This is a genomic window from Aeromonas sp. FDAARGOS 1416, assembly GCF_019048085.1.
Taxonomy (GTDB): domain Bacteria; phylum Pseudomonadota; class Gammaproteobacteria; order Enterobacterales; family Aeromonadaceae; genus Aeromonas; species Aeromonas veronii.
Map to the genome: position 1 here is coordinate 1,113,564 of NZ_CP077301.1, position 22,626 is coordinate 1,136,189.

The window sequence follows — 22,626 nt, forward strand, 5'->3', positions numbered from 1 at the left end:
AGTTGCCATTGTCAATGGAGAAACAACGCCATGCCAATAACAGGAGTGCAATCATGAGTATTTTTTCCCGTCTGGCCGACATCATCAATTCCAACCTGACGGCCCTGCTCGACAAGGCAGAAGATCCCCAGAAGATGGTGCGCCTGATCATCCAGGAGATGGAGGACGAGCTGGTCAAGGAACGTTCCAATCTGGCCCGCTTCCTCGCCAGCCAGAAAGAGATTGGTCGTCAGGTCGCCCGTCATCAGGAGCGGGTCGACGAGTGGCAAGCCAAGGCCGAGCTGGCCCTGACCAAGGGACGTGAAGATCTGGCCCGCGCCGCCCTTATCGAGAAGAAGAAACAGACCGAGTTGTCAGAGACCCTCTACCGCGAGCAGCAGGCGGTAGACAGCGGCATCGAGAAGCTGGGTGAAGAGATCCGTCAGCTCGAAGCCAAGCTGGAAGATGCCCGCGCCCGTCAAAAGGCGATGGCCATTCGCACCGAAGCGGCCAGCAGCCGTCTCAATGTGCAGAGCCAGGTAGCCCGTGGCGAGAGCCAGGCGGTGGTGAGCAAGTTTGAGCGGATGGAGCGTCGCATCGACGAAATGGAAGCGCGCGCCGATCTGGGTCAGTCCGACAAGGCGCTGGCGCAGCAGTTTGCCGAGCTGGAAGTGGACGATCAGATAAGCAAAGAGCTGGAGGCGATGCGCCAGAAGCTGGGCCAGGGCGACAGCAAAAGCGAAGGCAAACAGGGGGAGTAACAGATGGAAGATCTGCTGGGCGTATTGATGGTTCCCATGGTGGTCTTCATGGTGGTGGTAGCCCCCATCTGGCTGGTGCTGCACTATCGTGCCAAGGGGCGCATTGGCGCCGGTCTTGCTGATAGCGAGCGGGAACAGCTGCAAGGGCTGCTGGCTCTCACCGAGAAGATGCAGGAGCGAGTGGGCGCGCTGGAGTCGATTCTGGATGCGGAAGTACCCGGTTGGAGGAACAAGGTATGAGCAGTGTCAGTCGTGAAGGGCGTAACCTCTATCGCGATCCCCAGCGTGGCAAGATAGCCGGGATCTGTGCCGGTTTGGCTGAGTATTTCGGGGTGGAGACCTGGATCGTGCGGCTGCTCGCCATCAGTGGCCTTATCTTCGCCGGTTTCATTACCTTCACAGCCTATATCGCCGCCTGGTTCTTGCTCGACAAAAAGCCGGTCACCCTCTATTCGCAAGAGGATGCCGACTTTGCCGAGGTGCGGATGAAAGCGCGCAGCTGGCAGGCGGGGATCACCCCTCATCAGGCGCTGGGCCGCATCGCGCAGGAACTTGACGCGCTGGAGCCCAGAGTTCAGCGGATCGAGAAGCTGGTGACCTCCAGGGAGTTCACCCTGCAGCGGGAGTTTCGCAAGCTGTAGTTCTTGCCAAAGCACTCAATGTCGATGGTGGAATCTTCTGTGATGATCCACCATCGACGACAACTATCCAGACGTGGATAAGCGGTCGACCTCTCGCACGGCCAATCACGCCGGATGCAACCACCAAGGGAGAACGGGTCAAGCCTTGATACTCAATAAACTGGAACAGAAGTTGACTCGCCTGCAACACAAGGCGAACGACGTGGTGAACCGGGTGCGGGATCGCCATATCCGGCTGGCGGTGACCGGCCTCTCTCGCAGCGGCAAAACCGCCTTTATCACGGCGCTGGTCAACCAGCTGGAACACGCGGCCATCGATGGCCGTTTGCCGTTGTGGGATGCCCTGCGTCAAGGGCGCATCCTCGGCGCCCGCCGGGTGCCGCAGCTCAATGCCCACATCCCCACCTTTGCCTACGAGCGTGGCCTCGACTCCCTGTTTGGCGATCCACCTGCCTGGCCCGAGCCCACCCGCGGCGTGGCCGAAGTGCGCCTCGAAATCCGCTATCGTACCCGTCACCCTCTGCGCAAGCATCTGGGGGAGATCTCCACCCTCTACGTGGATCTGGTGGACTACCCCGGGGAGTGGCTGCTCGACTTGCCGCTCCTTGAGATGAGCTACGAGCAGTGGAGCGAACAGGTGCGCGAGCAGCTTCGTCGCCCAGAGCTGCAGGCACTTGCCGCCAGCTGGCTGACACCCGGGTGGCAGGTCAATCAGCGCTTCGAAGAGCGGCCGGTGGCTGAGCTTGCCGAGCGCTACACCGCCTATCTGCATGCCTGCAAACAGGAGCTGGGATTGCACCTTATTCAACCCGGCCGTTTCGTCTTGCCGGGGGAGTATGCCGGTGCCCCCATGCTGCAGTTTGTCCCCTGGGTGTGGGAGATGCCTGACAGAGAGCCCGCCGATGGCACTCTTTACGCCACTCTCAAGCAGCGCTTCGAGCAGTACAAACAGCATCTGGTGCAGGGTTTTTATGAGCAGCACTTTGCCGGCTTTGATCGCCAGATCGTGCTGGTGGATTGCCTGCAGCCCCTCAACGCCGGGGCGGCCAGCTTTGGCGACATGCAGCAGGCCATCGCCCGCATCATGGAGAGCTTTGCCTACGGCAAGAGCAACTGGTGGCGGCGACTCTTCTCGCCCCGTATCGACAAGCTGCTCTTTGTGGCGAGCAAGGCCGATCACGTCACCCCCGAACAACATGCGCCCATGGTCTCACTGCTGCAGCATCTGGTGCGCAGCGGTCGCGGTCAGGCTCGTTTTGAGGGGATCACCACCGAGTGTCTGGCGCTCGCCGCCATCAAGGCGACCGAGGTGGGCAAGGGGGTGGCCAATGGCCGCGAGTTCCCCGCCATCCGCGGCACCAGCCTGAGCGGTGAATCGCTGCTGCTATTCCCCGGGGAGGTGCCTCCCCATATTCCGCCAGCGCAGTGGTGGAATAGCCAGGGCTTTGATTTTCAGGCGTTTCGCCCTATGCCCATGAGCCCCCATCAGGCGTTGCCCCATATCCGGCTCGATGCGGCGCTGGAGTTTCTGCTCGGGGATCACCTCGAATAACGGTGTGCAGTCTTGGCACCTGAGCCGAAGGCTGCGCACAGGAGAACAATGCGATGAACGATCAGATAAAAGAGCGGCCACCGCTGCAGGGCAAGGTGATCCTAGAGCCTGCCTTGACTGTGGCCAGTGACGAGCGACCGCCCGCACCGGCCCAGCGGCTGGAGGAGGCGAGTTTCGAGCGCCTCGACGAGCTGGACGAGCTCACCGAGGTGGAGAGCGCCCTCGTCATCAAACCGCGTCGCCGTCATCGGCTACTGGCGTGGGGGCTGGGGGCGGTCGGTCTGCTCTCGTTGGGCCAGTATGGCGCCTTTCTTTACGATCAATTCCTCACCACCCCGCTCTGGGGCAGCGCCTGGCTGGCGGCCTCGGCGCTGGTGGCGGCGGGGACCGCCAGTGTGGTGGGGCGCGAGTGGCTGCGACTGCGCACCCTCAAGCGGCGTCAGGATGTGCGCTCGCGAGCAGAAGATCTACTTGCCCATCAGGGAGTCGGGCAGGGGCAGGCCTTTTGCGAAGGGTTGGCGGTCAAAAGTGGCGACAAGGGGCGCGAGGGGTATCAAACCTGGCTGGCCCAGCTCGATGAGAGTCACAGCGATCGGGAAGTGCTGACCCTCTACAGCCAGCTGGTACTCGGCGAGCGTGACAAGCTGGCGCAGGCGCGGGTGGCCAAATGGTCGGGGGAGGCCGCCGTGCTGGTGGCGCTCAGCCCGCTCGCCACCGTCGACATGATGCTGATGCTGTGGCGCAACCTGCGGATGATCGAGGATATCGCCGATGTCTACGCCATCGAGCTCGGCTACTGGAGCCGCATTCGCCTCATTCGTCAGGTGTTTCGCAACATGCTCTACGCCGGTGCCACCGAGCTGGTGACCGAGGTGGGGATGGACTTGCTGGGAGCCGAGTTTGCCGCCAAGCTCTCTGCCCGCGCGGCGCAAGGGGTGGGGGCCGGGCTGCTCACCGCTCGCCTTGGCCTGCGTACTATAGAGGCGTGCCGCCCGCTGCCCTGGTGTGCGGACGAAAAACCGAAACTCGGCGAGCTGCGCAAGCGGCTGATCGGCCAGTTGGCGGGGTATCTCAATAAGCCTTGATGGCTGCTGGAGATCAATAGCGGTTGTCACAATTTATTTACAACTGTTTCAGGCAGCCGACTCATGGGTCGGCTGCTTTTTTTGTTGCCATTTCGTTACATTGAAGCCGTGATGAAACGGCAAGGCGCCTGATGTGGCGCCAGAGGATGGAACCGCTATGGCAACCTTCTACACCGCCCACCAGCCGGATGCTGACGGGGTGATCCACTACAGCAACGAAGAGCATGGCACCTGGCAGATCCTGATCGAACGTCAGTTCGCCGCTCTTGCTGGCAAGGGGTGTGACGAGTATCTGGCCGGTCTCGACAGACTGGGGCTGCCCCGTGATCGCATCCCCCAGCTGGCCGAGATCAACGCCGTCTTGCAGCCTGCGACCGGCTGGTCGGTGGCGGCGGTGCCTGCGCTGATTTCGTTCGATCGCTTCTTCGCCCTGCTGGCCAATCGCCAGTTTCCGGTGGCCACCTTTATCCGGCGCCGGGACGAGCTCGACTACCTGCAAGAGCCGGATATCTTTCACGAGATCTTCGGCCACTGCGCCATGTTGACCAATCCGGCCTTTGCCCACTTCACCCACCTCTACGGTCAGTTGGGGCAGCAGGCGAGCAAGGAGCAGCGGGTCTTTCTGGCGCGGCTCTACTGGTTCACCGTGGAGTTTGGCCTGCTGGCCACGCCTGACGGGCTGCGTATCTACGGCGGCGGTATTCTCTCCTCCATCGGCGAGACCGCCTATGCCCTCTGTGGCAAACCGCTGCTGCAACCCTTCGATCTACTGACTGTGCTGCGCACCCCGTATCGCATCGACATCATGCAGCCCACCTATTTTGTGCTGCCGAGTCTCGATCATCTCTACCAGCTGACCGGGGAGGAGATCATGGCTGCTCTGGCGGAGGCCAGTCGGCTTGGCCTCTATCCGCCACGTTTTGAGGTTGCCGCTGGCAAACAGGCGAGCTGACCAAAAGCAAACAACCCTATTTCATTTTCATTAATTTTTCATTAATTCAAGCAGGAGTAACCCATGTCCGAACTGGCCAGCCAACAGTGTGAAGCGTGTCGCGCCGATGCCCCCAAGGTGAGCGATGAGGAGCTGCGCGAGCTGATGCAGCTTATTCCCGACTGGCAGCCGCTGGTGGAGGAGGGGGCGCTGCAACTGCGGCGGGAATTTACGTTTCGCAACTTCAAGGAGGCGCTGGCCTTCACCAACCGCCTGGGGGAGCTGGCGGAGGCGGAGTTCCACCATCCCGCCATCCTGACCGAGTGGGGTAAGGTGACCGTCAGCTGGTGGACCCACAAGATCGGCGGATTACACCGCAACGACTTCATCATGGCTGCGCGTACAGACCAATTGCCCAGATAATCTGAGAACAGGTTGAGGCGGAGTATCCCCCTTCCTGCATTTCTGACCGAATGGGGGAAGGTGACCGTCAGCTGGTGGATGCATAAGATCGGCGGTTTGCATCGTAACGACTTCATCATGGCGGCGCGCACCGATCAGTTGCTCCGGTAATCGCACCCCACACCAGCGTCATCGGTTGACCCGGGCCTGCCTGCGAAAGCGGGGCGGGCCCGCATTTTTATGGGCTGGCGCTCGCACTGGGGGGATCGAGACTGTATTATCCGCTCATTCATAGAGTTAGCTAGGAAGTGTGTCCCGAATGCGTCTTGAAGTCAGCTGTGAAGACCGCCTGGGCCTGACCCGGGAACTGCTCGACCGCCTGGTGGAGCACAATATCGATCTGCGCGGCATCGAAATCGATACCTCAGGCATCATCTATCTCAACTTTCCCGAGCTGGAGTTCAGTGATTTTCAGCATTTGATGCCGGAGATCCGCCGCATTCCCGGCGTCTACGACGTCAAGACCATCCCCTACATGCCTTCCGAGCGAGAGCACCACGAGATCGAGGCGCTGCTCAAGGCGCTGCCGGATCTGGTTTTCTCCCTCGACAGCAAGGGCAAGGTGACCCAGGCCAACCAGTCGGCCCTCACCACCCTCGGTTTGCCGGTGGAGGAGGTGCGCGGCGTGGCGCTCGGTTCGCTGGTCAAGGGTTTCTCCTTCACCCGCTGGCTGGAGGCGAGCGAGATCAAGCCGCAGACCTGCAAGCTCAGTTTCAATGGCGAAGAGTATCTGGCAGATCTGATGCCGCTGTTCGTGGCAGAAGCCCGCGGCAAGCAGGCGCTGGCCGGGGCCGTAGTGGTGCTCAAATCTGCCCGCCGGGTCGGCCTGCACTTCAGCGCGCTTCATGCGGTGGAAGTGGGGGGCTTCGAGCATCTGCAGGCCGAGAGTCCCAAGATGAAAGAGGTGCTGTCGCAAGCGCGTAAACTGGCGATGCAGGACGCGCCGCTGCTGATTGTCGGCGAGACCGGCACCGGCAAGGAGCTGCTGGCCCGTGCCTGTCACGGGGCCAGCCTGCGCTCCAGCCACCCCTTTATGGCCCTCAACTGCGCCGCCATGCCCGATAACGTGGCCGAGAGCGAGCTATTTGGTTATGCCCCAGGCGCCTTTGGCAACAACACCGAGGGCAAGCGCGGCGTGCTGGAGCTGGCGAGCGGCGGCACCCTGATGCTGGACGAGATTGGCGACATGTCTCCCCATCTGCAGACCAAGTTTTTGCGGGTGTTGCAGGATGGGGTATTCCGCCGGGTCGGTGACGAGCAAGAGGTGAAGGTCAACGTGCGTTTCATCTGCACCACCCAGAAGCAGTTGCTGGATCTGGTGCACGAAGGAACCTTCCGCGAGGATCTCTACTATCGCCTCAACGTGCTGAGTCTGGCGCTGCCGCCGCTGCGCGAGCGCAAGGCGGATGTCATGGTGCTGGCCCAGCAGTTTGTCTCGCGCTTTGCCAGCGAATTGCAGCGTCCACGCCCGCGCTTTACCCGCAACATGGCAGACTATCTGACTGCTTATCGTTGGCCGGGCAACGTGCGCCAGCTGCGCAACTGTCTCTACCGTGCCATGACCCTGCTGGAAGGGGATGAACTGGGGCCCGAGCAGATCGACCTGCCGGTGGCGGCCGATACCATGCCGCTGATCGACGAGTGGTTTGAGGGGAATCTCGACGATGCGGTGAAGCGCTTCGAGAGCCAGCTGCTGGCCCGGCTCTATCCCGCCTTCCCGTCGACGCGCCAGCTGGCCAAACGCCTGGGCGTGTCGCATACCGCCATCGCCAACAAGCTGCGAGAATACGGCATCAGCAAGAAGTGATTTCCGTCTTGTTGCCTGCCACCAGAGAGCCCGTTACCAGACGGGCTCTCCGTTTTCTTTACACGAACTCGGTAGATGATGGCGGGGTGAGACTTGTCAGGCCAGTGTCAGCCAACTTACTATCTGGGTTCATGTACCCGAACCGCAATGCCATAGCAGCGGTATTGTCAAGGCGACCACCTCCCGATCATGCTGTTACTCTTTTCCCCCCGTTTAACTGCCCGTCTTGCGCTCCTGTTGGTTGCGTTTGGCCTGCTGTTGCCCCGCGCGCTGGCGGAAACGGCCGCAGAGAGCCGGGCGACGGCGGTCAGGGAGCTGGTGCTCGATATCATGAGTTACACCCGCTGGCCCACCGAACCTGCAGTGCTGCGTATGTGCGTGGCGGCGCCGACCGAATATGCCGGCGCCCTCTTTACCATCGATCGTCAGGCCAATGGCCGTACCGTGCAGGTCCATCGTTACGAGGCGAGCGATCCGGCCATCAGCGATCACTGCGATGTGCTCTATCTGGGGGTGCTCGACGAGCCGACCCGGATTGCGCTGTTTGCCCGCCTGCAGGGACACCCAGTGCTCAGCATCAGCGAATACAACCACGACTGCTCCACCAGCTCGGTGTTCTGCCTGCAGACCTCGCCGGACAGCGTGCGGGTGCGGTTTAAAGTGAACCTCGATGCCCTGGCCCTGAGCGGCGTGCGGGTGCATCCCGCCGTGCTCAAGCTGGCCCATGCCGACAAGGGGGTCCCATGAGACGACAGGTGAGCGCGGCTCCCCGCCGTCTGACCCTGCGTCAGAGCCTGGGGCGAACCCATCTGGTGGCCGCCATCACAGCCGTCAGCGTGGCAGGACTCTTTTTTACTCTGGTGGCCCTGCTGGTAGTGCGTTTTTACGCCGACCACAATCTGGAGCTGGTGGCCCGCGCCATCAGCTACAGCGCCGAGGCGGCGGTGGTGTTCCACGATGAGGAGGCGGCGAGCGAGGCGCTCAGTGGTATCGTTGCCAAGGAAGAGGTGGCCGAAGCCACTATCGTACTGACCAATGGTCAGCTGCTTGCCAGTTGGGAGCGCCCCAGAAGCAACCCGCTGGTGACGCTCGAAGACTATCTGGCCCAACTGCTGATGCCGGGGCCTGTCAAGCTCCCCATGCTGCGTGGTGGTGAGCAGATCGCCACCATCGAGCTGCGTGGCCACGGTGAATACCTGTTGCTGTTTTTGCTCTCGGCGCTGCTGGTGATGGTGGTTTGCCTGATGCTGAGCGCCATGGTGGCACTCTATGTGGCTGACCGGATGCAGGTCTCCATCACCGCACCGCTGCGCAAACTGGCACTTGTCGCCCACTCGGTACGCCGACAGCGCACCCTGGGGATGCGGGCGCCACCGGCCGATATCGTCGAGATTAACGAGCTGGGGGATGACTTCAACTCCCTGCTTGACGAGCTGCAAGCCTGGCAGGCCCAGCAGGCCCGCGAAAATGCCAGCCTGCTCCATCAGGCTACCCACGATGCCCTCACCGGACTGCCCAATCGCGCCCTGTTTGAAGCGCGGCTCGCGCAGGCCATCTCCCTCGGCGAGCAAGAGGGGTTTGCGCTGCTCTATCTCGACTGCGATCGCTTCAAGCAAATTAATGACACGCTGGGGCACAACGCCGGTGACGATGTGCTGATCGCGCTCTCAAGACGGGTGCAACATCAGTTGCGTCCGGATGATCTGGTGTTTCGCCTCGGTGGTGACGAGTTTGCGGTGCTGGTTGGCCCACTCCAGCGACAGCATGAGGTAGAAGAGGTGATTGGCCGCATCCAGCAGGCGATGAGCGAACCGGTGGCGCTGCGTGACGGTCGTCAGCTGGTGGCCGAGGTGAGTGTCGGCTTCGCCGTCTATCAGGCGGGCATGAGTGCCAGCGTGCTGTGTGATCAGGCCGATGCAGCCATGTATCTGGCGAAACGGGCGCGCCGCAGCGAACAGCAAACCATCGCCTGACTGGCAAGAATAACAACATAAACAAGGAGCAAACCATGAAGATCACCCACCTGTTGAAAGTGACCCTGCTGGGGTTGATGTTGTCGCTGCTGGCCGGTTGCCAGAGCGCGCCCAAGGGGTTGACCCCGGAGCAGATCGCCGTGCTCAAGGAGCAGGGCTTTTATCTGACCGATGAGGGGTGGACGCTGGATCTGGCCAACCGGGTGCTGTTTGCCAACAACGTGGGGGCGCTCAATCCCCAGACTCGCCAATCCGTTGAAAAACTGGGTAAAACACTGCTTGGCGTAGGGTTGGACAAGGCGCGGGTGGATGGCCACACCGATAATACCGGCGAGAGCAGCTACAACCAGCAGCTCTCCCTGAAGCGGGCCCAGTCGGTGGCCGATGTGCTGGTCTCGGTCGGCATGAAGCCAGCCAATCTGGAGATCCATGGCCGTGGCGAGACCATGCCGCTGGCGGATAACAAGACCAGAGAGGGCCGGGCCGCCAACCGCCGGGTTGCCATCGTCATCAGCGATCAATAACCCTTTCATCGTTTCGTTACCCATAAAAAAGAGCGCCCGACCGGCGCTCTTTTTGATCGCGACAGCTGGGGTCGCGGGGGCATGTGGGGCAGGGTTACTGCGCGCTATTTTGCCCGTTATTGTCGTGATGGCTGCGCAGGCGGATGTTGATCATCTCCACCACCAGCGAGAAGGCCATGGCGAAGTAGATGTAGCCCTTCGGAATATGCAGGTCCATCCCCTCGGCCATCAGGGCGAAACCCACCAGGGTGAGGAAGGAGAGGGCCAGCATCTTGATGGTGGGGTGGGCATCGACGAAATCACCGATGGATTTGGCGGCAAACATCATGATGAAGACGGCGATCATGATGGCCAGCACCATCACCGGCACGTGATCGGCCATGCCGACCGCGGTGATCACCGAGTCGAGGCTGAACACGATATCGAGGATGGCGATCTGGATCAGGGTGCTGATAAAGCCCGAGGCCGCTTTGCTGACGCTTTCCGGCTCGGCCGCCCCTTCCAGGGTGACGTGGATCTCGTGGGCACTCTTGCCGATGAGGAACAGGCCCCCCAGCAGCAGGATCAGATCGCGGCCGGAGATGGCTTCACCCAGCACGGTGAAGAGCGGATCGGTGAGGCGCATCACCCAGGCCAGCGAGAGCAGCAGCAGGATCCGGGTGCCCATGGCGAGCCCCAGACCCAGAATACGCGCTTTTTGACGCTGCGCCTCCGGTAGGCGACCGACCAGGATGGAGATAAAGATGATGTTGTCGATGCCCAGCACGATCTCGAGCAGGGTAAGGGTGGCGAGTGCGACCCAAGCAGAGGGATCAAGAACCCATTCCAGCATGATTGAACCTTGGTTGAAAATTGGTTGGAAAATTGAAGCAGCGCATTCTAGCAGGGGCGCCACTGCTTGTCCCAGAGGGGGGAAAAGATAAAAATGGTGGCCGTCGCAAGGGAGGCAGGCATGTTTCGATTAGGGTTCATTATTAATCCGGTCGCCGGGATTGGCGGTGCAGTGGGGCTCAAGGGCAGTGACGGTGTAGTTGCCGAGGCGCTGGCCCGAGGCGCTGTGCCCAAGGCGCAGGAGCGGGCGCGGCAAGCTCTGTTGCCACTGTGCGAGCTGAATGTCCCGTTCGAACTGCTGACGGTGGCGGGAGAGATGGGGGAGACGGTGGCCCGCGAGCTGGGGTTGCCCTGTCGGGTCATCTATCAACCGGCCGGGGAGAGCACCTCGGCCGATGATACCCGCCACGCCGCCGAGCTGATGCGCGAAGCCGGGGTCGATCTGCTGCTGTTTGCCGGTGGCGATGGCACGGCGCGGGATATCTGCGCCGCGGTGGGGGAGTCCTGCCATGTGCTCGGCATTCCGACGGGGTGCAAGATCCACTCCGGCGTCTACGGGGTGACCCCCGCCGCCAGCGGGCGGGTGGTGGCGCGGATGATCGCAGGGGAACTGCTCAGCCTGATCGATGCCGAGGTGCGCGACATCGACGAGGAGGCGTTTCGCGCGGGCAAGGTGCGGGCCCGCCACTACGGCCAGCTGAAGGTGCCCGGCGATCTGCGTTACGTACAGGCGGTCAAGCAGGGGGGAAAGGAGTCCGAAGAGCTGGTGTTGGCGGATCTCGCCGCCGGTGTGGTGGAGCAGATGGAGCCCGATACCCTCTATCTGATGGGCTCCGGCAGCACGGTGGCAGCCTGTATGGCTGAGCTCGGTCTGGAAAATACTTTGCTCGGTGTGGATCTGGTGGAAAATGGCCGACTTATCGGGCAGGATCTCAGCGCCGCCGAGATCCTGACCCGGATCCGCGGCCGTCGCTGCCGACTGATCATTACCCTGATAGGCGGACAGGGACATCTGTTCGGGCGCGGAAATCAGCAATTGAGTCCTGAGGTGATTCGGTGTGTCGGGCTGGACAATATCCAGGTGCTGGCAACCAAAGCCAAGCTTGCCGCCCTTGCGGGCAGGCCGCTGCTGGTGGACACCGATGATCCCGAATTAAACCGGGCGTTGCGTGGTTATCTGCGAATAACCACAGGATACAAGGATCAGGTCATCTACCCGGTGGCCAACCCGGAATAGGACGCCAAGGACGCTGCTGGCCTGGCGCCAGAGAGCTGCAATCAACCGGATTGCGGTTCCATACCCCCGAATTTTTTGCCGCAAATGAGGCTGCGTTACATGACGATTCACGATTTTGAGCACAAGTTGTTGGGACTGATCGACAGCATGGTTGCCACCGCGACCGACGATGAGCTGTTTGCGGGGGGTTACCTGCGAGGTCATATCTCATTGGCCGTTGCCCGGGCCGAGCTGGAAGGCAAGACCCTGGTGCGGGACGTCAAGAGCTATGTGCTGCGCAGCCTCAACGAGGCGATCTTGCAAGGTGAGCTTTCTGAAGAGGATGAAAAACTGGTGCAGGCGATGTGGAGTCGTTTGCAACAAGATGCAGAAGCTTGATCGGATACACAATTCAAACTGAAGTTTGAGTTTATCCTTCCCCTGAAGTTAGTGAAAGGTTAATAATAAGTTTCGCCTTTTGTTTCAGGGATTAAACTATGGCCTCCTCCTCACGTATTGCCAATAAACTGCCGCTCGAGATGCTCTATCACTGGGAGCGGCAGTGTCCTGATCGAACCTACCTGCGTCAAACCATCAACCGCGAATATGTCGATTTCACCTGGGGTGAAGTGGCCGATGAAGCGCGGCGGATGGTGACGGCCTTGCGTCACCTCGGTCTGGTGGCCGGTGACAAGGTGGCGCTGCTCTCCAAGAACTGCGCCCAGTGGTTTATCGCCGATCTGGCGATGCAGATGGGGCAGTATGTGAGCGTGCCCATCTACCCGACCGCCAACGTCGACACCATCGAATATGTGCTGCGCCATAGCGAGGCCAAAGCGATCTTCGTCGGGAAGCTGGATGACTGGAAGAGTCAGGAGGCTGGCGTACCCGACGATCTGCTGCGCATCGCCTTCCCCTATGACACCATGCCAGCCAGCCACCAGTGGGACGATCTGCTGGAGGCGCATGAGCCGATCCCTGACAGCCCGGTGCAGGCCCCTGACTCCCTGCTGAGTCTGGTCTACACCTCCGGCAGCACCGGCAAGCCGAAAGGGGCCATGCTGAGCGTCGAGCGTTACGCCTGGTCGTGCGAGAAGCTGGTGGAGGCGGTGAGCCTGAGCCAGGCCGATCGGGGCTTCTCCTACCTGCCGCTGGCCCATATTACCGAGCGGGTCTACATCTACGGCGGCAGCCTCTATGGCGGTGCTACTATCGCGTTCCCCGAATCCCTCGACACCTTTATCGAAGATGTCAAACGCTGCCGTCCCACCGTCTTTATCTCGGTGCCACGTCTGTGGGCCATGTTCCGCATCAAGATCCACGAGAAGCTGCCCCAGAACAAACTGGAGTTGCTGCTCAAGATCCCGCTTATCTCCGGCCTGATCAAACGCAAGCTGCAAAAGGGGTTGGGACTGGATCAGGCCCGGGTACTCGGCTGCGGCTCCGCGCCGGTCTCCCCTGCGCTGCTTGAGTGGTATCTGAGCATCGGCCTCAAGGTGACGGAAGCCTGGGGCATGACCGAGAACCACGCCTACTCCACCATCAACTACCCATTCCGCGCCGACAAGATCGGCACCGTCGGCAAGGCGGGGATCGGGGTGACCATCAAGATCTCCGACGAGGGGGAGATCCTCTGCCGCTGCGAAGGGATGATGCTGGGTTACTACAAGGATCCCGAGCACAGCGCCGAGGCCATCGATGCCGAGGGGTGGCTGCACACTGGCGACATGGGCAAGCTGGACAAGGAGGGTTATCTCACCATCACCGGCCGGATGAAGGATGTGTTCAAGACCGCCAAGGGCAAGTATGTGGCGCCGGTGCCCATCGAGGGACTGCTGGGGCAGGAGCCCATCATCGAACAGCTCTGCGTGATTGGTTACGGCATGCCCCAGCCCATTGCGCTGGTGCAGCTGGCCGAGAGTGCCATGAGGGGCAATCGGGAGGAGGTCAACGCCAGACTGGAAGCGGCGCGGGTTCGGGTCAACGATCAGCTGGAATCCCACGCCAAGATCCGCGGCATTCTGGTAGTGAAAACCCCTTGGAATATCGAAAACGGCGTGCTGACCCCCACCATGAAGATCAAGCGTCACCTGCTGGAGCAAAAGTACGCCCAGGTTGGGGAGCGCTGGCCCTCATCCCAGGTGGTGGTGTGGGAGGAGTAAATCCCGTCTTTCCATAGCGCAACAAACAACAACGGCCCATCAAGGGCCGTTGTTGTGTTTGAGGCATATCACTCGCCGCTGTTTTGTCGGCGAGTAAAAGCGCGCCCGGTTAGATCTGCGCCAGAGCGGCGGCCAGATCGGCGATCAGATCGTCGGCATCTTCCACCCCGATGCTGAAGCGGATGAGGTCGTCATTGACTCCGGCGGCGAGGCGACTTGCCTCGTCCATGGCGGCGTGGGTGGTACTGGCCGGATGGCAGGCAAGACTCTCCAAATCGCCCAGACTTACCGCCTGCACGAACAGCTGCAGGTTATCGAGCAGGGTGGCACAGCGCTCAAACCCGCCTTCAAGTTCAATACTCACCATGCCGCCAAAGCCGCTGGCGAAGGCGCCGAGGGCATCGTGGCCTGGATGGTTGGCAAGCCCCGGGTAGATCACCTTCTTCACCGCCGGATGGGCGGCCAGAAACTCGGCCACTTTCTGGGCATTGTGCAGGTGGGCATCCATCCGCAGCGGCAGGGTCTTGACCCCGCGCTGCAGCAGGTAGGCCTCCTGCGGGCCGATGGGGGAGCCGATATGCTTGAGGGCCACGGTGCGGATCGACTTCATCAGGGCGTGAGAGCCCGCCACCACCCCGGCGATGATGTCGCCGTGGCCGCCCAGATATTTGGTGCCGCTGTGCATCACCACATCGACCCCGAGTTCCAGCGGACGCAGCAGGTAGGGGGTGAGGAAGGTATTGTCACATACCGTAATGGCGCCCACCTTGCGGGCCGCTTCCACCACCAGCCGCGGATCCACCACCTTGAGGGTGGGGTTGGTCAGGGTTTCGAACAGTACCACCTTGGTAGCAGGGCGGATGTTGGCCAGCAGATCCCGATCGCTCTCGTAAGCGGTGATCTTGATACCGGCGCGGCTGAAGGTCTGCTTGAGGAACGCATCGGTGCCGCCGTAGAGCGGGCCGATATAGGCCACCTCATCGCCGCTGTCGGCCAGGGCATACATGATGGCGCTTACCGCCGCCATGCCGCTCGCCACCACCAGTGCCTCGTCGGCCCCTTCCAGCGCCGCCAGCTTCTGCTCCAGCTCGGCGGTGGTGGGGTTGCCAAAGCGGCTGTAGATAAAGCCGGGGGCCTGACCTGCGAAACGATCCTTGCCCGCTTGAGCGTTGAAGTAGCTGAAGGTGCTGCTCTGGTAGAGCGGGGTGGTGAGGGCGCCGGTCTGTGGGTCGATCCGCTGGCCGCTGTGTACGCTCATGGTCTTGAATTTCATCGTGTTGCTCCGTGATGGCCAGGCTCTGGCCATGACTTGTTTTGTTGCTTGTTGTTCGTTGTCAGCGCGGGTATGTGCATGCGGCTTGTGGGTTATGCATATACCCGCCTGCGCATCTTTGCGCTGTTCAGGCCAGTATCGCTTCGCTCTTTGTGCGCGGTAGGCGAGCGGGTTCCACCGGCCCATAGTGACGGGCCGCCACATCCGGGTGGGAGCGCAGCCGCCCTTTCAGCACGTTCTCCCCCACCTGATAGAAGAGCGGATTGGTCGGGTCACTCTCCGGCCCTTGCGCCTGTGCTGCCAGCTCGGGGGAGAGGCTGAGCAGTGGCACGGTGGCATCGAGCCGCGCCGCCATAAAGAAGGCGCAGGAGAGGCGCGATACGCCGGGCGGCGGGCTTACCACCCGATGCAGGGTCGCCTTGAGATAACCGTTGGAGGCCAGCTCCAGCAGCTCGCCGATATTGACCACCAGCGCTCCCGGCAGGGGCGGTGCGGAGATCCAGCCGTCGGCCGTCTCGACCTCAAGCCCAGAGTGATTGTCTTGCATCACCAGCGTCAGGTAGCCGGGATCCTTGTGGGCGCCGACCCCTTGACTGCTGCCACCCGCCTCTTGTCCCGGGTAGTGAATCAGCTTCATGTGTTGGTAGGGGGCGCCGCGAATACTGTCGTCAAACACGTTGGCCGGTTGCTCCAGCACCTCGGCGAAGGCAGTGAGCAGGGTGAGGGTGATATTGCTCAGCCGCTCCTGCCACGCCAGCAGATGGGCTTTCATCTCTGGCATGGCGGTCGGCCACTGGTTGGGGCCGATCAGCCGCTGCCAGGGTTCACGGATCAGGGCCGCAGGCAGGGCTTGCGCCTCATTCATGATATCGAACTGCTCTCGCAGATCCGGCCGCGCTCGGGTCAGCTCGGCACCGACCCGGTTGTAGCCGCGAAAGTGGGGGCTGTTGACCATCTGCACCGCCAGTTTCTCCTGCTCCGGCAGAGCAAAGAAGCGCTCTGCCAGGGCCAGAGTCTCTAGCATCTCAACCTTGCTCAAGCCGTGGCCGACCAGATAGAAAAAGCCCACATCGCGGGCGGCCGCGGCCAGCCTGGCCAGCATAGGGCGACGCACCTCGGGCGCCCCGTTGAGGGCAGCCAGATCGATGATCGGCAGTGGTGAATGTTCCATGTGCACCTCCTCACTCTTTCGTTATCTCTGGCGCCATCTCTTGCACTGCCTCCGCTGTTGGCAGATCTGATAAGCGGCAAACGGGATGGCGCGACAGTGTGGCGCCATCTGGGATAAAGGGGATGCTACTGTTCGGTGTTATAAGACGGAAACAACAAATTATTCTTAGTTATATACAAAATTCGAAATGGAATTCGGCGCCTGATGGGCTGAAGGTTTTTTGCGCAGCCATTGCGGGGTAAAGGGGCAACGATGAGGGGGAGAGTGATAACCAGAGGCAAGCTGCCAGTGGCAAAAATGACCAAAACAGAAAATGGCCAAAACAGAAGGGAGGCGGATGCCTCCCTTCTGGTTGAGCGGGTGTTCACCTGACCGGAAGCGTAGGTAAGTGACCGCGCATTCTGGCCTTAACCGATTGATGGCTCTCAGTAACCCAGGGTAAAGCGCTGGCGCTGGTGAGCCGGTTTTTCCGCCTCGTTCAGCACGCCGTCGGCCAGATCACCGGCGGTGATCCCGGCAGGCTGTTCGCCGCTGAACAGCACCTGATCGCCACCAATCCGATAGCCGCCGCGCTTCTCGCCCGGCTCCAGGAACACCGGGGGAGAGACAAAGCGCCAGTCGAGGGCGGTTTCACGCCGCAGGGCGGTGAGACCGTCGCGGGCCGCCAGTGCCCCCTGTTTCCACTCAGCCGGGAACTCCGGGGTATCCACCAGTTGCACGCCGGGGGCAACCTCCAGACTGCCGGCACCACCCACGACCAGCAGCCAGCTGTTGGCCGCTTTGGCTGCTGCGACGATCGCGTTGGCGCCCTTGAGGTATTGGTCGTAGATATCCGGTGTGGCCCAGCCCGGGTTGTAGGCGCTGATCACCCGATCGTGCCCCTTGAGCACCTCGGCCAATGCCTGTGGGTTTTGGGCATCCACCGCCACGGCGGTGACCTGCGGATGGGCGGCCACCTTGCTGACATCGCGGACGATGGCGGTGACGTGATGGCCGCGGCTGATGGCCTCGTTCAGGATGGCTGAACCGACAAAACCGCTGGCACCGATCAGGGCAATCTTCATGGGGAACTCTCCTTCACTGTTGGAATGGGGCTATCCTACGCCGCCATTTATGATTTAATAATCACCTCAAAAATGCATTCACTTGTAAGCTGGATTTAATAATGGAACAGCTCAGACGTTACGCCATCTTCGCCGCCGTGGTGGAGGCGGGCAGCATGACAGGGGCGGCCAAATCCCTCGGCATGACCCCCTCTGCCGTCAGTCAGCATATCAGCCAGCTGGAGAGCCTGCTCGGGCTGCCCCTGCTCCATCGCTCCACCCGTCGCCTCAGTCTGACCGAGGCGGGAGAGGTGGTATGGCAAGGGTGCCGGGCGCTGCAGCAGACCCTGAGCGAGACCGAGTTGCGCCTCTCGGAGGTGCGCGATGCCCTGCTCGGTGAAGTTCGGATCACCGCCCCGGTGGGGATGGCGGGCCAGCCGCTGGCGCTGGCATTGTCCCCGCTGTTGCAGGCCCACCCCGGCCTCACCATCCAGATAATTGCCGATGACGAAAAGCGGGATCTGATTGCCGAGCGGATTGACGTGGCATTGCGGGTCGGCACCTTGCCCGACTCGACTCTGGTGGCCCGCAAACTGGGGCAAACCCGGATGCTGCTCTGCGCCGCCCCCACCTATCTGGCGCGCAAGGGGACACCGCGCACGCCCGCCGATCTGGCCGCCCACGATTGGCTCTGTGGCGACATGCTGGGCAACGGTTTGCTGCTGCTTGACGAGAAGGGGGGCGAACACAGGGTGAGGTTCAAGGCCAAGGTGCTCTGCAACAACGTGTTGCCCCTGCGCCAGTTTGCGCTGGCAGGGCAGGGGATCTCGCTGCAACCGGAGGGGGAGATTGGCGAGGATCTGGCGCAGGGGCGTCTGCTCGAACTGCTGCCCGGTTTTCGGGTGGCGCCGATGGAGATCCACGCCATCACGCCGCAGCGGGAGATCCCGGAGAAGGTGCGACGGGTGGTGGAGGCGCTGCGCAGCTATTTCGGCACGACGATGTCGTCATGAGCTGCGCCTTAATGGTTGAGAAAAGGCGCCCGATTATCCTGAAGGGGAATTATCCATAAGGCGGTTTGTCCAGAAGAGCGATAGCCCGGATGAGGAGATGGGCATGCTTGACTGTTAAGCATACTTAAAACGAGCTGACGGCCCGTACCTGATCTTTGAGCCAATTAAGCCCGGTATCCTGACCGGAGCTCTTGTGCCAACTCATGTAGACGGGGCAATCCTCCGAGAGCCAGGGGAGGGGATAGCTGGCCAGATCCAGCGCTTGCCCCAGCTTCTCCATATGCCACTGGCTGGCGACGCAGAGCCAGTCGGTACGACTCACCAGATGAAGTGCGGTGAGCAGGGAGTCGCTCTCGTAGGCAATCTGGCGCGGCGGCAGCGGCGCCTTGGTCAGGGTGTTGAGCAGCAAGCTGTCGAGCCGCCTGGTTTGCAATACCACGTGCTTTTCGTTGAAGAAGGTGGCCATGTCGGGGGCCTGGCGGATCCTGGGGTGATCCTTGCGGCAGGCGATGCGCAGGGCCTGGGACATGATCTGCTCGTTTTCGATCCCCTGCTCCGCCATCGGCTTGGTGGCCAGCACCAGATCCACGCTGTGCAGATAGAGGCTGTTCTGGCGCAGGGCTTCGTCCTGCACCTGGGTGTTCCACTCCAGCTGACAGTTGGGGGCTTGGGTCTGCAGCAGGTTGTTGAGCTCCGGCAGAAAGAAGATATCGATATCGGGCACCCCCGCGATGCGAAAAGTGCGCCGACTGGTCTGGGGATCAAAAAGATCGGTGCGCTGCAGGCTGCGCTCCATGTCGTGCAGCGGCACCATGATCTCGTGGTGCAGACTGAGCGCTCGCGCCGTGGGGGCGATGCCGCGTCCCTGGCGGACAAACAGCGGCTCGCCCACCAGGCTGGTCAGGCGGCTGATGGCCTGGCTGATGGCCGAGGGGGTCATCTCCATCATCTCGGCGGCCGTGGTGACACCACCATAGCGGATCACCGCATCGAGGACGCGAAAGAGATTGAGATCGACTTGAGACATGGTGGCTACCGTTAAGCAAGATTAAACAGTTAACATACTGAACAGCCTCTTGTCCGGCCAGTATTCCCTGCGATAACTGTGATGTTTCCCTCTCTATTCGTCACCTTTCATCTTGCCGCGAATGCGATCGAGCCTGTTTTGCAGCCATGCTTGAGCCCGGCAGGTGGCCCGCGGCATAGAGTAGCGCGACCAGCAGCAAGCCGCCCAGAAAGAGCCAGCGAGCATTTCCCCAATAGCCGTTGTCTGTCATCAGGGCGGCCAGCAGCAAGGGCCCCAGCAGCTGACCGAGGTTGGCGAGCTGGACAAAAAATCCCTGCACGATGGCCAGTTGCACCGGCCCCTGACTCACTCCCTGCGCAGACGAGAGGATCGCCGGCGGCGCCATGCCACCCGAAAGGGAGAGGACGAGGCACAATCCATAGGCCCACCACGGCGACAGGCCGGGCCAGAAGGCGAGCATGCCGCACAGCGCCATCAGGCCCAGTGCCCAGCTGATGAGCCGATCTCGTGCCACGCCCCGGCGCAGCAGCCATGCCCCCATCAGGTTGCCGGGAATATTGGCGACCACCGCCAGCGCTGAAAGCAGGGCGATCTGGCTTTGGCCAATCCCGGGGCTGCCTTGCAACATGGTTGGCAGCCAGACAAAGAGCGCCCAGAGCATCAGGCTGTAGAGCGTGAACGCCAACCCGTAGCGCCAGAGTGCCTTCTGCCGGAGCACCGTGAGTTGGCGCAGCGGGTGGCCCGAGTTGATCGAGTTTTGGGGTGCCCAGACCCGCAGTTTATCTGCCGAACGACTGGCGAGCAGAAGCAGCAGGGCAGAGAGTTGCGGGAACATCAGGATCAGCCAGGCCAGTCGCCAGCCACCTTGCGCCGTGAGCCAGGGGGTGAGCAGCATGCCGGCCGCCGCACCAAGGGGCAGGTTGACCGCCCACAGGCTCAAGGCCAGCCGTTTGTCCTCCTCCCGGGTCACCGCCACGATAAAGGCGGGCATGGCCACCGAGACCAGCAAAAAGCCAATCCCCTCGACAATGCGCGACAGCAGCATCATGGCCAGCCCGGTGGCGGGCAGTGCCAACGCCCCGCCTGTGACGATAATCAAAAGCCCCACAACCGCGGTTTGCCGCCCACTCCAGCGAGTCAGCAGCAGGCCGAGAAAGAGGCTGAAGAGGATCGCCAGCGTATTGAAAGCCGAGGCGAGATAGCTGGCTTCGACCAGTGTCAGCCCCAGCTCGCTGCGCAGTATGCCGAGTACGGCGGGCACTTTGCCAAGGCAGAGGGCGCCGCTGGCACCGGCAAAAATGGCGAGGAAGACCAGAGGCCAGCGCGTGCTTTGTGGCTGGTGGCCAGCGAGCGTGCTCATGGCCGATATTGGCCGTTGCGCAGCCACTCATCGCTGAGCTGGCCAAATTCGCCGCGCTGATAGGCATGCAGCCGATCTGCAATGGCGTCGTGGCTGTTCATGACGAAGGGGCCATGTTTGACCAGGGGTTCATTGAGCGCCTGGCCTGAGAGCAGCACGAAGTGGCAGGGCTCGGTGGCCTCCAGTTGCAGAGCCACCGCCTCGCCGCCATCGGCAGAGAGGCTGACACCCATCCCGTGACCTGCCGGGATGAGGTGCCGCTCTCCCTCCGCCTGAAGGGTCAGCGATCCGGTCAGGGGATAGATCATGGCATTCCAGCCTGCCGCCAGCAGATGGGTGAAGCGGCTGCCGGGCGCGCAATGGCCATCGAGCAGGGTAAAGGGTTGGGGCAGTTCTGCCGAGTGTGGTGCCGTTATCCCGTTACTGTGGCCTGCGACCACCCGTACTCGCACCCCTTCGCCATGAAACTCGGGGATGGTGGCTGCGGCTGCGTGGACGGTAAAAGGCGACGCCATCTTTTGACGGGCAGGCAGGTTGACGAAGATTTGCAGGGCGTGGACATAGGGGGATGCCCCTTCCGGCTGCTCGGTATGTACGGCCCCGCGCCCGGCCGCCAGCCAGTGGAGCGCGCCCGGTTCGATGGGGCCCTGATTGCCGAGGGTGTCGTAGTTGACGTGGGGGCTCGTCGAATCCTCGAACAGATAGGTGACGGCAGAGATCCCGGCGTGGGGATGGGGCTCGAAGGTGGGGGCGGTCATCTGGAAGTGATCCACCATCACCACGGGGTCTATCAGACCGTTGAAAAAGTGTTCGCCAAAATGGCTGGCTGCAAAGCCGCTGCCAATGCGCAGCGGTTGGCCCTTGACGGGGGCGGAGAGAGTCAGGCGTCTGGTCATCGATATAACCTCTTGAAGACAAAAGAAGCCTTCGGTCATCTGACCGAAGGCGGGGCGAGTTACGACTTCTTGGCACCTTCTTGCATCTGCCACACCAGGGTGGCGAAAGGCATGTCGAGGGCGCTGTAGACATCGTGCGCCTTGGGGTCGACGTTGCTGCGCAGCATCTCGACCGCGGCAGAGGCGTAGTCGGTGACCGGGATACCGGCCCCCAGCAAGCGTTGCAGACCCGTGGTGCGCTTGGCTTCGTTGAAGGTGCCGGAGGCATCGAGCACCACCCGGGCATCATAGCCGGCAGCCTTGGCAGAGAGGGCCGGGAAGCTGGCGCAGATCTCGAGGGATACCCCGGCGATGATCAGTTGTTTGCGGCCGGTCTTCTCAATGGCGGCGCGCACGGCAGGATCGTCCCAAGCGTTGATGACGGTGCGGCTGATCACTTTCACATCCGGCAGGGCACTGGTCAGTTCAGGCATGGTGGGGCCCCACATGCCATCGGGCATGGTAGCGGTCACGATCACCGGCACGCCGAGGGCGCGGGCGGCGTTGGCCAGCGCCACCACGTTGTGCTTGAGCTCGCCCACCGTGGTGTCGCGCACGCCGCTCAGCAAGCCGACCTGATGGTCGACCAGCAGCAGTACCGCATTGTCTCGGGAGAGCATCTCCAGATAGCGGTTGGGTGATACGGTCGGATGGCTGGCAGCCTCGGCGGCCATGGCCGGTGTCGCTGTGGTGGTCAGCGTGGCGGTCAGGGTCGCCAGACCGAGCAGGGTGGCAGAGCAGATTTGTCGCAGTTTCATGGTGAACTCCTTGTGATATCGGAACAGTCAAACGGCCCTTGCTGGTGGGGCGGATTGCCCGAGCAGCAACCGTCTGATGGGAACAGGGCCATTATGATGGCTGCAAAAATGGCGACAATCTG

The 22,626-nt window shown here is 61.8% G+C and carries 22 protein-coding genes and 1 pseudogene; 15 read left to right on the forward strand and 8 right to left on the reverse strand.

What is annotated here, in order from left to right; translation table 11 throughout:
* The first annotated feature begins 53 nt into the window (after positions 1-53).
* From pspA to I6L46_RS05045, 11 genes and pseudogenes are all read left to right on the forward strand, one after another.
* Positions 54-740: a phage shock protein PspA gene (gene pspA, locus I6L46_RS04990; protein ID WP_064341193.1), complete on the forward strand. Its 687-nt coding sequence runs from the start codon at positions 54-56 to the stop codon at positions 738-740.
* 3 nt (positions 741-743) lie between these two features.
* On the forward strand, positions 744-980 hold the full coding sequence (gene pspB / locus I6L46_RS04995) for an envelope stress response membrane protein PspB (protein ID WP_216977526.1): 237 nt from the start codon (positions 744-746) through the stop codon (positions 978-980).
* Positions 977-1,381, forward strand: a complete 405-nt coding sequence (pspC, locus tag I6L46_RS05000) for an envelope stress response membrane protein PspC (RefSeq protein ID WP_005333670.1) — start codon at positions 977-979, stop codon at positions 1,379-1,381. The genes pspB and pspC overlap by 4 nt, the downstream gene beginning before the upstream one ends.
* A gap of 145 nt (positions 1,382-1,526) precedes the next feature.
* Positions 1,527-2,933 (forward strand): YcjX family protein, encoded by a 1,407-nt coding sequence (locus tag I6L46_RS05005; protein WP_216977527.1) that lies wholly within the window; start codon positions 1,527-1,529, stop codon positions 2,931-2,933.
* 53 nt (positions 2,934-2,986) lie between these two features.
* Positions 2,987-4,018, forward strand: a complete 1,032-nt coding sequence (locus tag I6L46_RS05010; protein WP_216977528.1) for a YcjF family protein — start codon at positions 2,987-2,989, stop codon at positions 4,016-4,018.
* A 157-nt stretch (positions 4,019-4,175) separates the two neighbouring features.
* Positions 4,176-4,970 carry a phenylalanine 4-monooxygenase gene (gene phhA / locus I6L46_RS05015; RefSeq protein ID WP_021231381.1) on the forward strand — a complete coding sequence of 265 codons (795 nt, stop codon included), beginning with the start codon at positions 4,176-4,178 and terminating at the stop codon, positions 4,968-4,970.
* 63 nt (positions 4,971-5,033) lie between these two features.
* Positions 5,034-5,522 (forward strand): annotated as a pseudogene (locus tag I6L46_RS05020) (4a-hydroxytetrahydrobiopterin dehydratase).
* Positions 5,523-5,670: 148 nt separating this feature from the next.
* A complete protein-coding gene (gene tyrR, locus I6L46_RS05030; protein ID WP_216977529.1) occupies positions 5,671-7,218 on the forward strand; it encodes a transcriptional regulator TyrR in 1,548 nt (515 codons plus the stop codon).
* Positions 7,219-7,407: 189 nt separating this feature from the next.
* On the forward strand, positions 7,408-7,965 hold the full coding sequence (locus I6L46_RS05035; protein ID WP_005333646.1) for a YfiR family protein: 558 nt from the start codon (positions 7,408-7,410) through the stop codon (positions 7,963-7,965).
* Entirely contained in the window at positions 7,962-9,191 is a 1,230-nt protein-coding gene (locus I6L46_RS05040) for a diguanylate cyclase (RefSeq protein WP_058056947.1), read from the forward strand. Before I6L46_RS05035 ends, I6L46_RS05040 begins: the two co-directional genes overlap by 4 nt.
* A 35-nt stretch (positions 9,192-9,226) precedes the next feature.
* Positions 9,227-9,715 carry an OmpA family protein gene (locus tag I6L46_RS05045; protein WP_005333642.1) on the forward strand — a complete coding sequence of 163 codons (489 nt, stop codon included), beginning with the start codon at positions 9,227-9,229 and terminating at the stop codon, positions 9,713-9,715.
* 94 nt (positions 9,716-9,809) lie between these two features.
* Here I6L46_RS05045 and I6L46_RS05050 read toward each other — a convergent pair whose 3' ends face one another.
* Positions 9,810-10,547, reverse strand: coding sequence for a TerC family protein (locus I6L46_RS05050; protein ID WP_005352619.1), 738 nt, complete (start codon positions 10,545-10,547; stop codon positions 9,810-9,812).
* A 120-nt stretch (positions 10,548-10,667) separates the two neighbouring features.
* Here I6L46_RS05050 and I6L46_RS05055 point away from each other — a divergent pair, with 120 nt between their 5' ends.
* From I6L46_RS05055 to I6L46_RS05065, 3 genes are all read left to right on the forward strand, one after another.
* Positions 10,668-11,783 carry an ATP-NAD kinase family protein gene (locus I6L46_RS05055; protein ID WP_216977530.1) on the forward strand — a complete coding sequence of 372 codons (1,116 nt, stop codon included), beginning with the start codon at positions 10,668-10,670 and terminating at the stop codon, positions 11,781-11,783.
* A 99-nt stretch (positions 11,784-11,882) separates the two neighbouring features.
* Positions 11,883-12,161, forward strand: coding sequence for a YfcL family protein (locus I6L46_RS05060; protein WP_005333639.1), 279 nt, complete (start codon positions 11,883-11,885; stop codon positions 12,159-12,161).
* A gap of 98 nt (positions 12,162-12,259) precedes the next feature.
* On the forward strand, positions 12,260-13,924 hold the full coding sequence (locus I6L46_RS05065; protein ID WP_216977531.1) for an AMP-binding protein: 1,665 nt from the start codon (positions 12,260-12,262) through the stop codon (positions 13,922-13,924).
* Between the two features lie 109 nt (positions 13,925-14,033).
* Here the strand turns inward: I6L46_RS05065 and I6L46_RS05070 are convergent, their stop codons facing one another.
* From I6L46_RS05070 to I6L46_RS05080, 3 genes are all read right to left on the reverse strand, one after another.
* Positions 14,034-15,197 (reverse strand): PLP-dependent aspartate aminotransferase family protein, encoded by a 1,164-nt coding sequence (locus I6L46_RS05070; RefSeq protein ID WP_216977532.1) that lies wholly within the window; start codon positions 15,195-15,197, stop codon positions 14,034-14,036.
* Positions 15,198-15,324: 127 nt separating this feature from the next.
* Entirely contained in the window at positions 15,325-16,368 is a 1,044-nt protein-coding gene (locus I6L46_RS05075) for an isopenicillin N synthase family oxygenase (RefSeq protein ID WP_216977533.1), read from the reverse strand.
* Positions 16,369-16,793: 425 nt separating this feature from the next.
* Positions 16,794-17,432, reverse strand: coding sequence for an NAD(P)-dependent oxidoreductase (locus tag I6L46_RS05080; RefSeq protein WP_216977534.1), 639 nt, complete (start codon positions 17,430-17,432; stop codon positions 16,794-16,796).
* A 101-nt stretch (positions 17,433-17,533) separates the two neighbouring features.
* On the opposite strand from I6L46_RS05080, the gene I6L46_RS05085 reads away from it, so the two are divergent.
* Complete coding sequence (locus I6L46_RS05085; protein ID WP_216962292.1) at positions 17,534-18,424, forward strand: LysR family transcriptional regulator; 891 nt, start codon at positions 17,534-17,536, stop codon at positions 18,422-18,424.
* Between the two features lie 124 nt (positions 18,425-18,548).
* Here the strand turns inward: I6L46_RS05085 and I6L46_RS05090 are convergent, their stop codons facing one another.
* The 4 genes from I6L46_RS05090 to I6L46_RS05105 all read right to left on the reverse strand — a co-directional run bounded on the left by I6L46_RS05090 (position 18,549) and on the right by I6L46_RS05105 (position 22,504).
* Positions 18,549-19,451, reverse strand: a complete 903-nt coding sequence (locus I6L46_RS05090; protein WP_216977535.1) for a LysR family transcriptional regulator — start codon at positions 19,449-19,451, stop codon at positions 18,549-18,551.
* 100 nt (positions 19,452-19,551) lie between these two features.
* Entirely contained in the window at positions 19,552-20,811 is a 1,260-nt protein-coding gene (locus I6L46_RS05095; protein ID WP_216977536.1) for a CynX/NimT family MFS transporter, read from the reverse strand.
* Complete coding sequence (locus I6L46_RS05100; protein ID WP_216977537.1) at positions 20,808-21,707, reverse strand: pirin family protein; 900 nt, start codon at positions 21,705-21,707, stop codon at positions 20,808-20,810. Before I6L46_RS05100 ends, I6L46_RS05095 begins: the two co-directional genes overlap by 4 nt.
* A gap of 59 nt (positions 21,708-21,766) precedes the next feature.
* A complete protein-coding gene (locus tag I6L46_RS05105) occupies positions 21,767-22,504 on the reverse strand; it encodes an isochorismatase family protein (protein WP_201947947.1) in 738 nt (245 codons plus the stop codon).
* Positions 22,505-22,626: the final 122 nt, after the last annotated feature.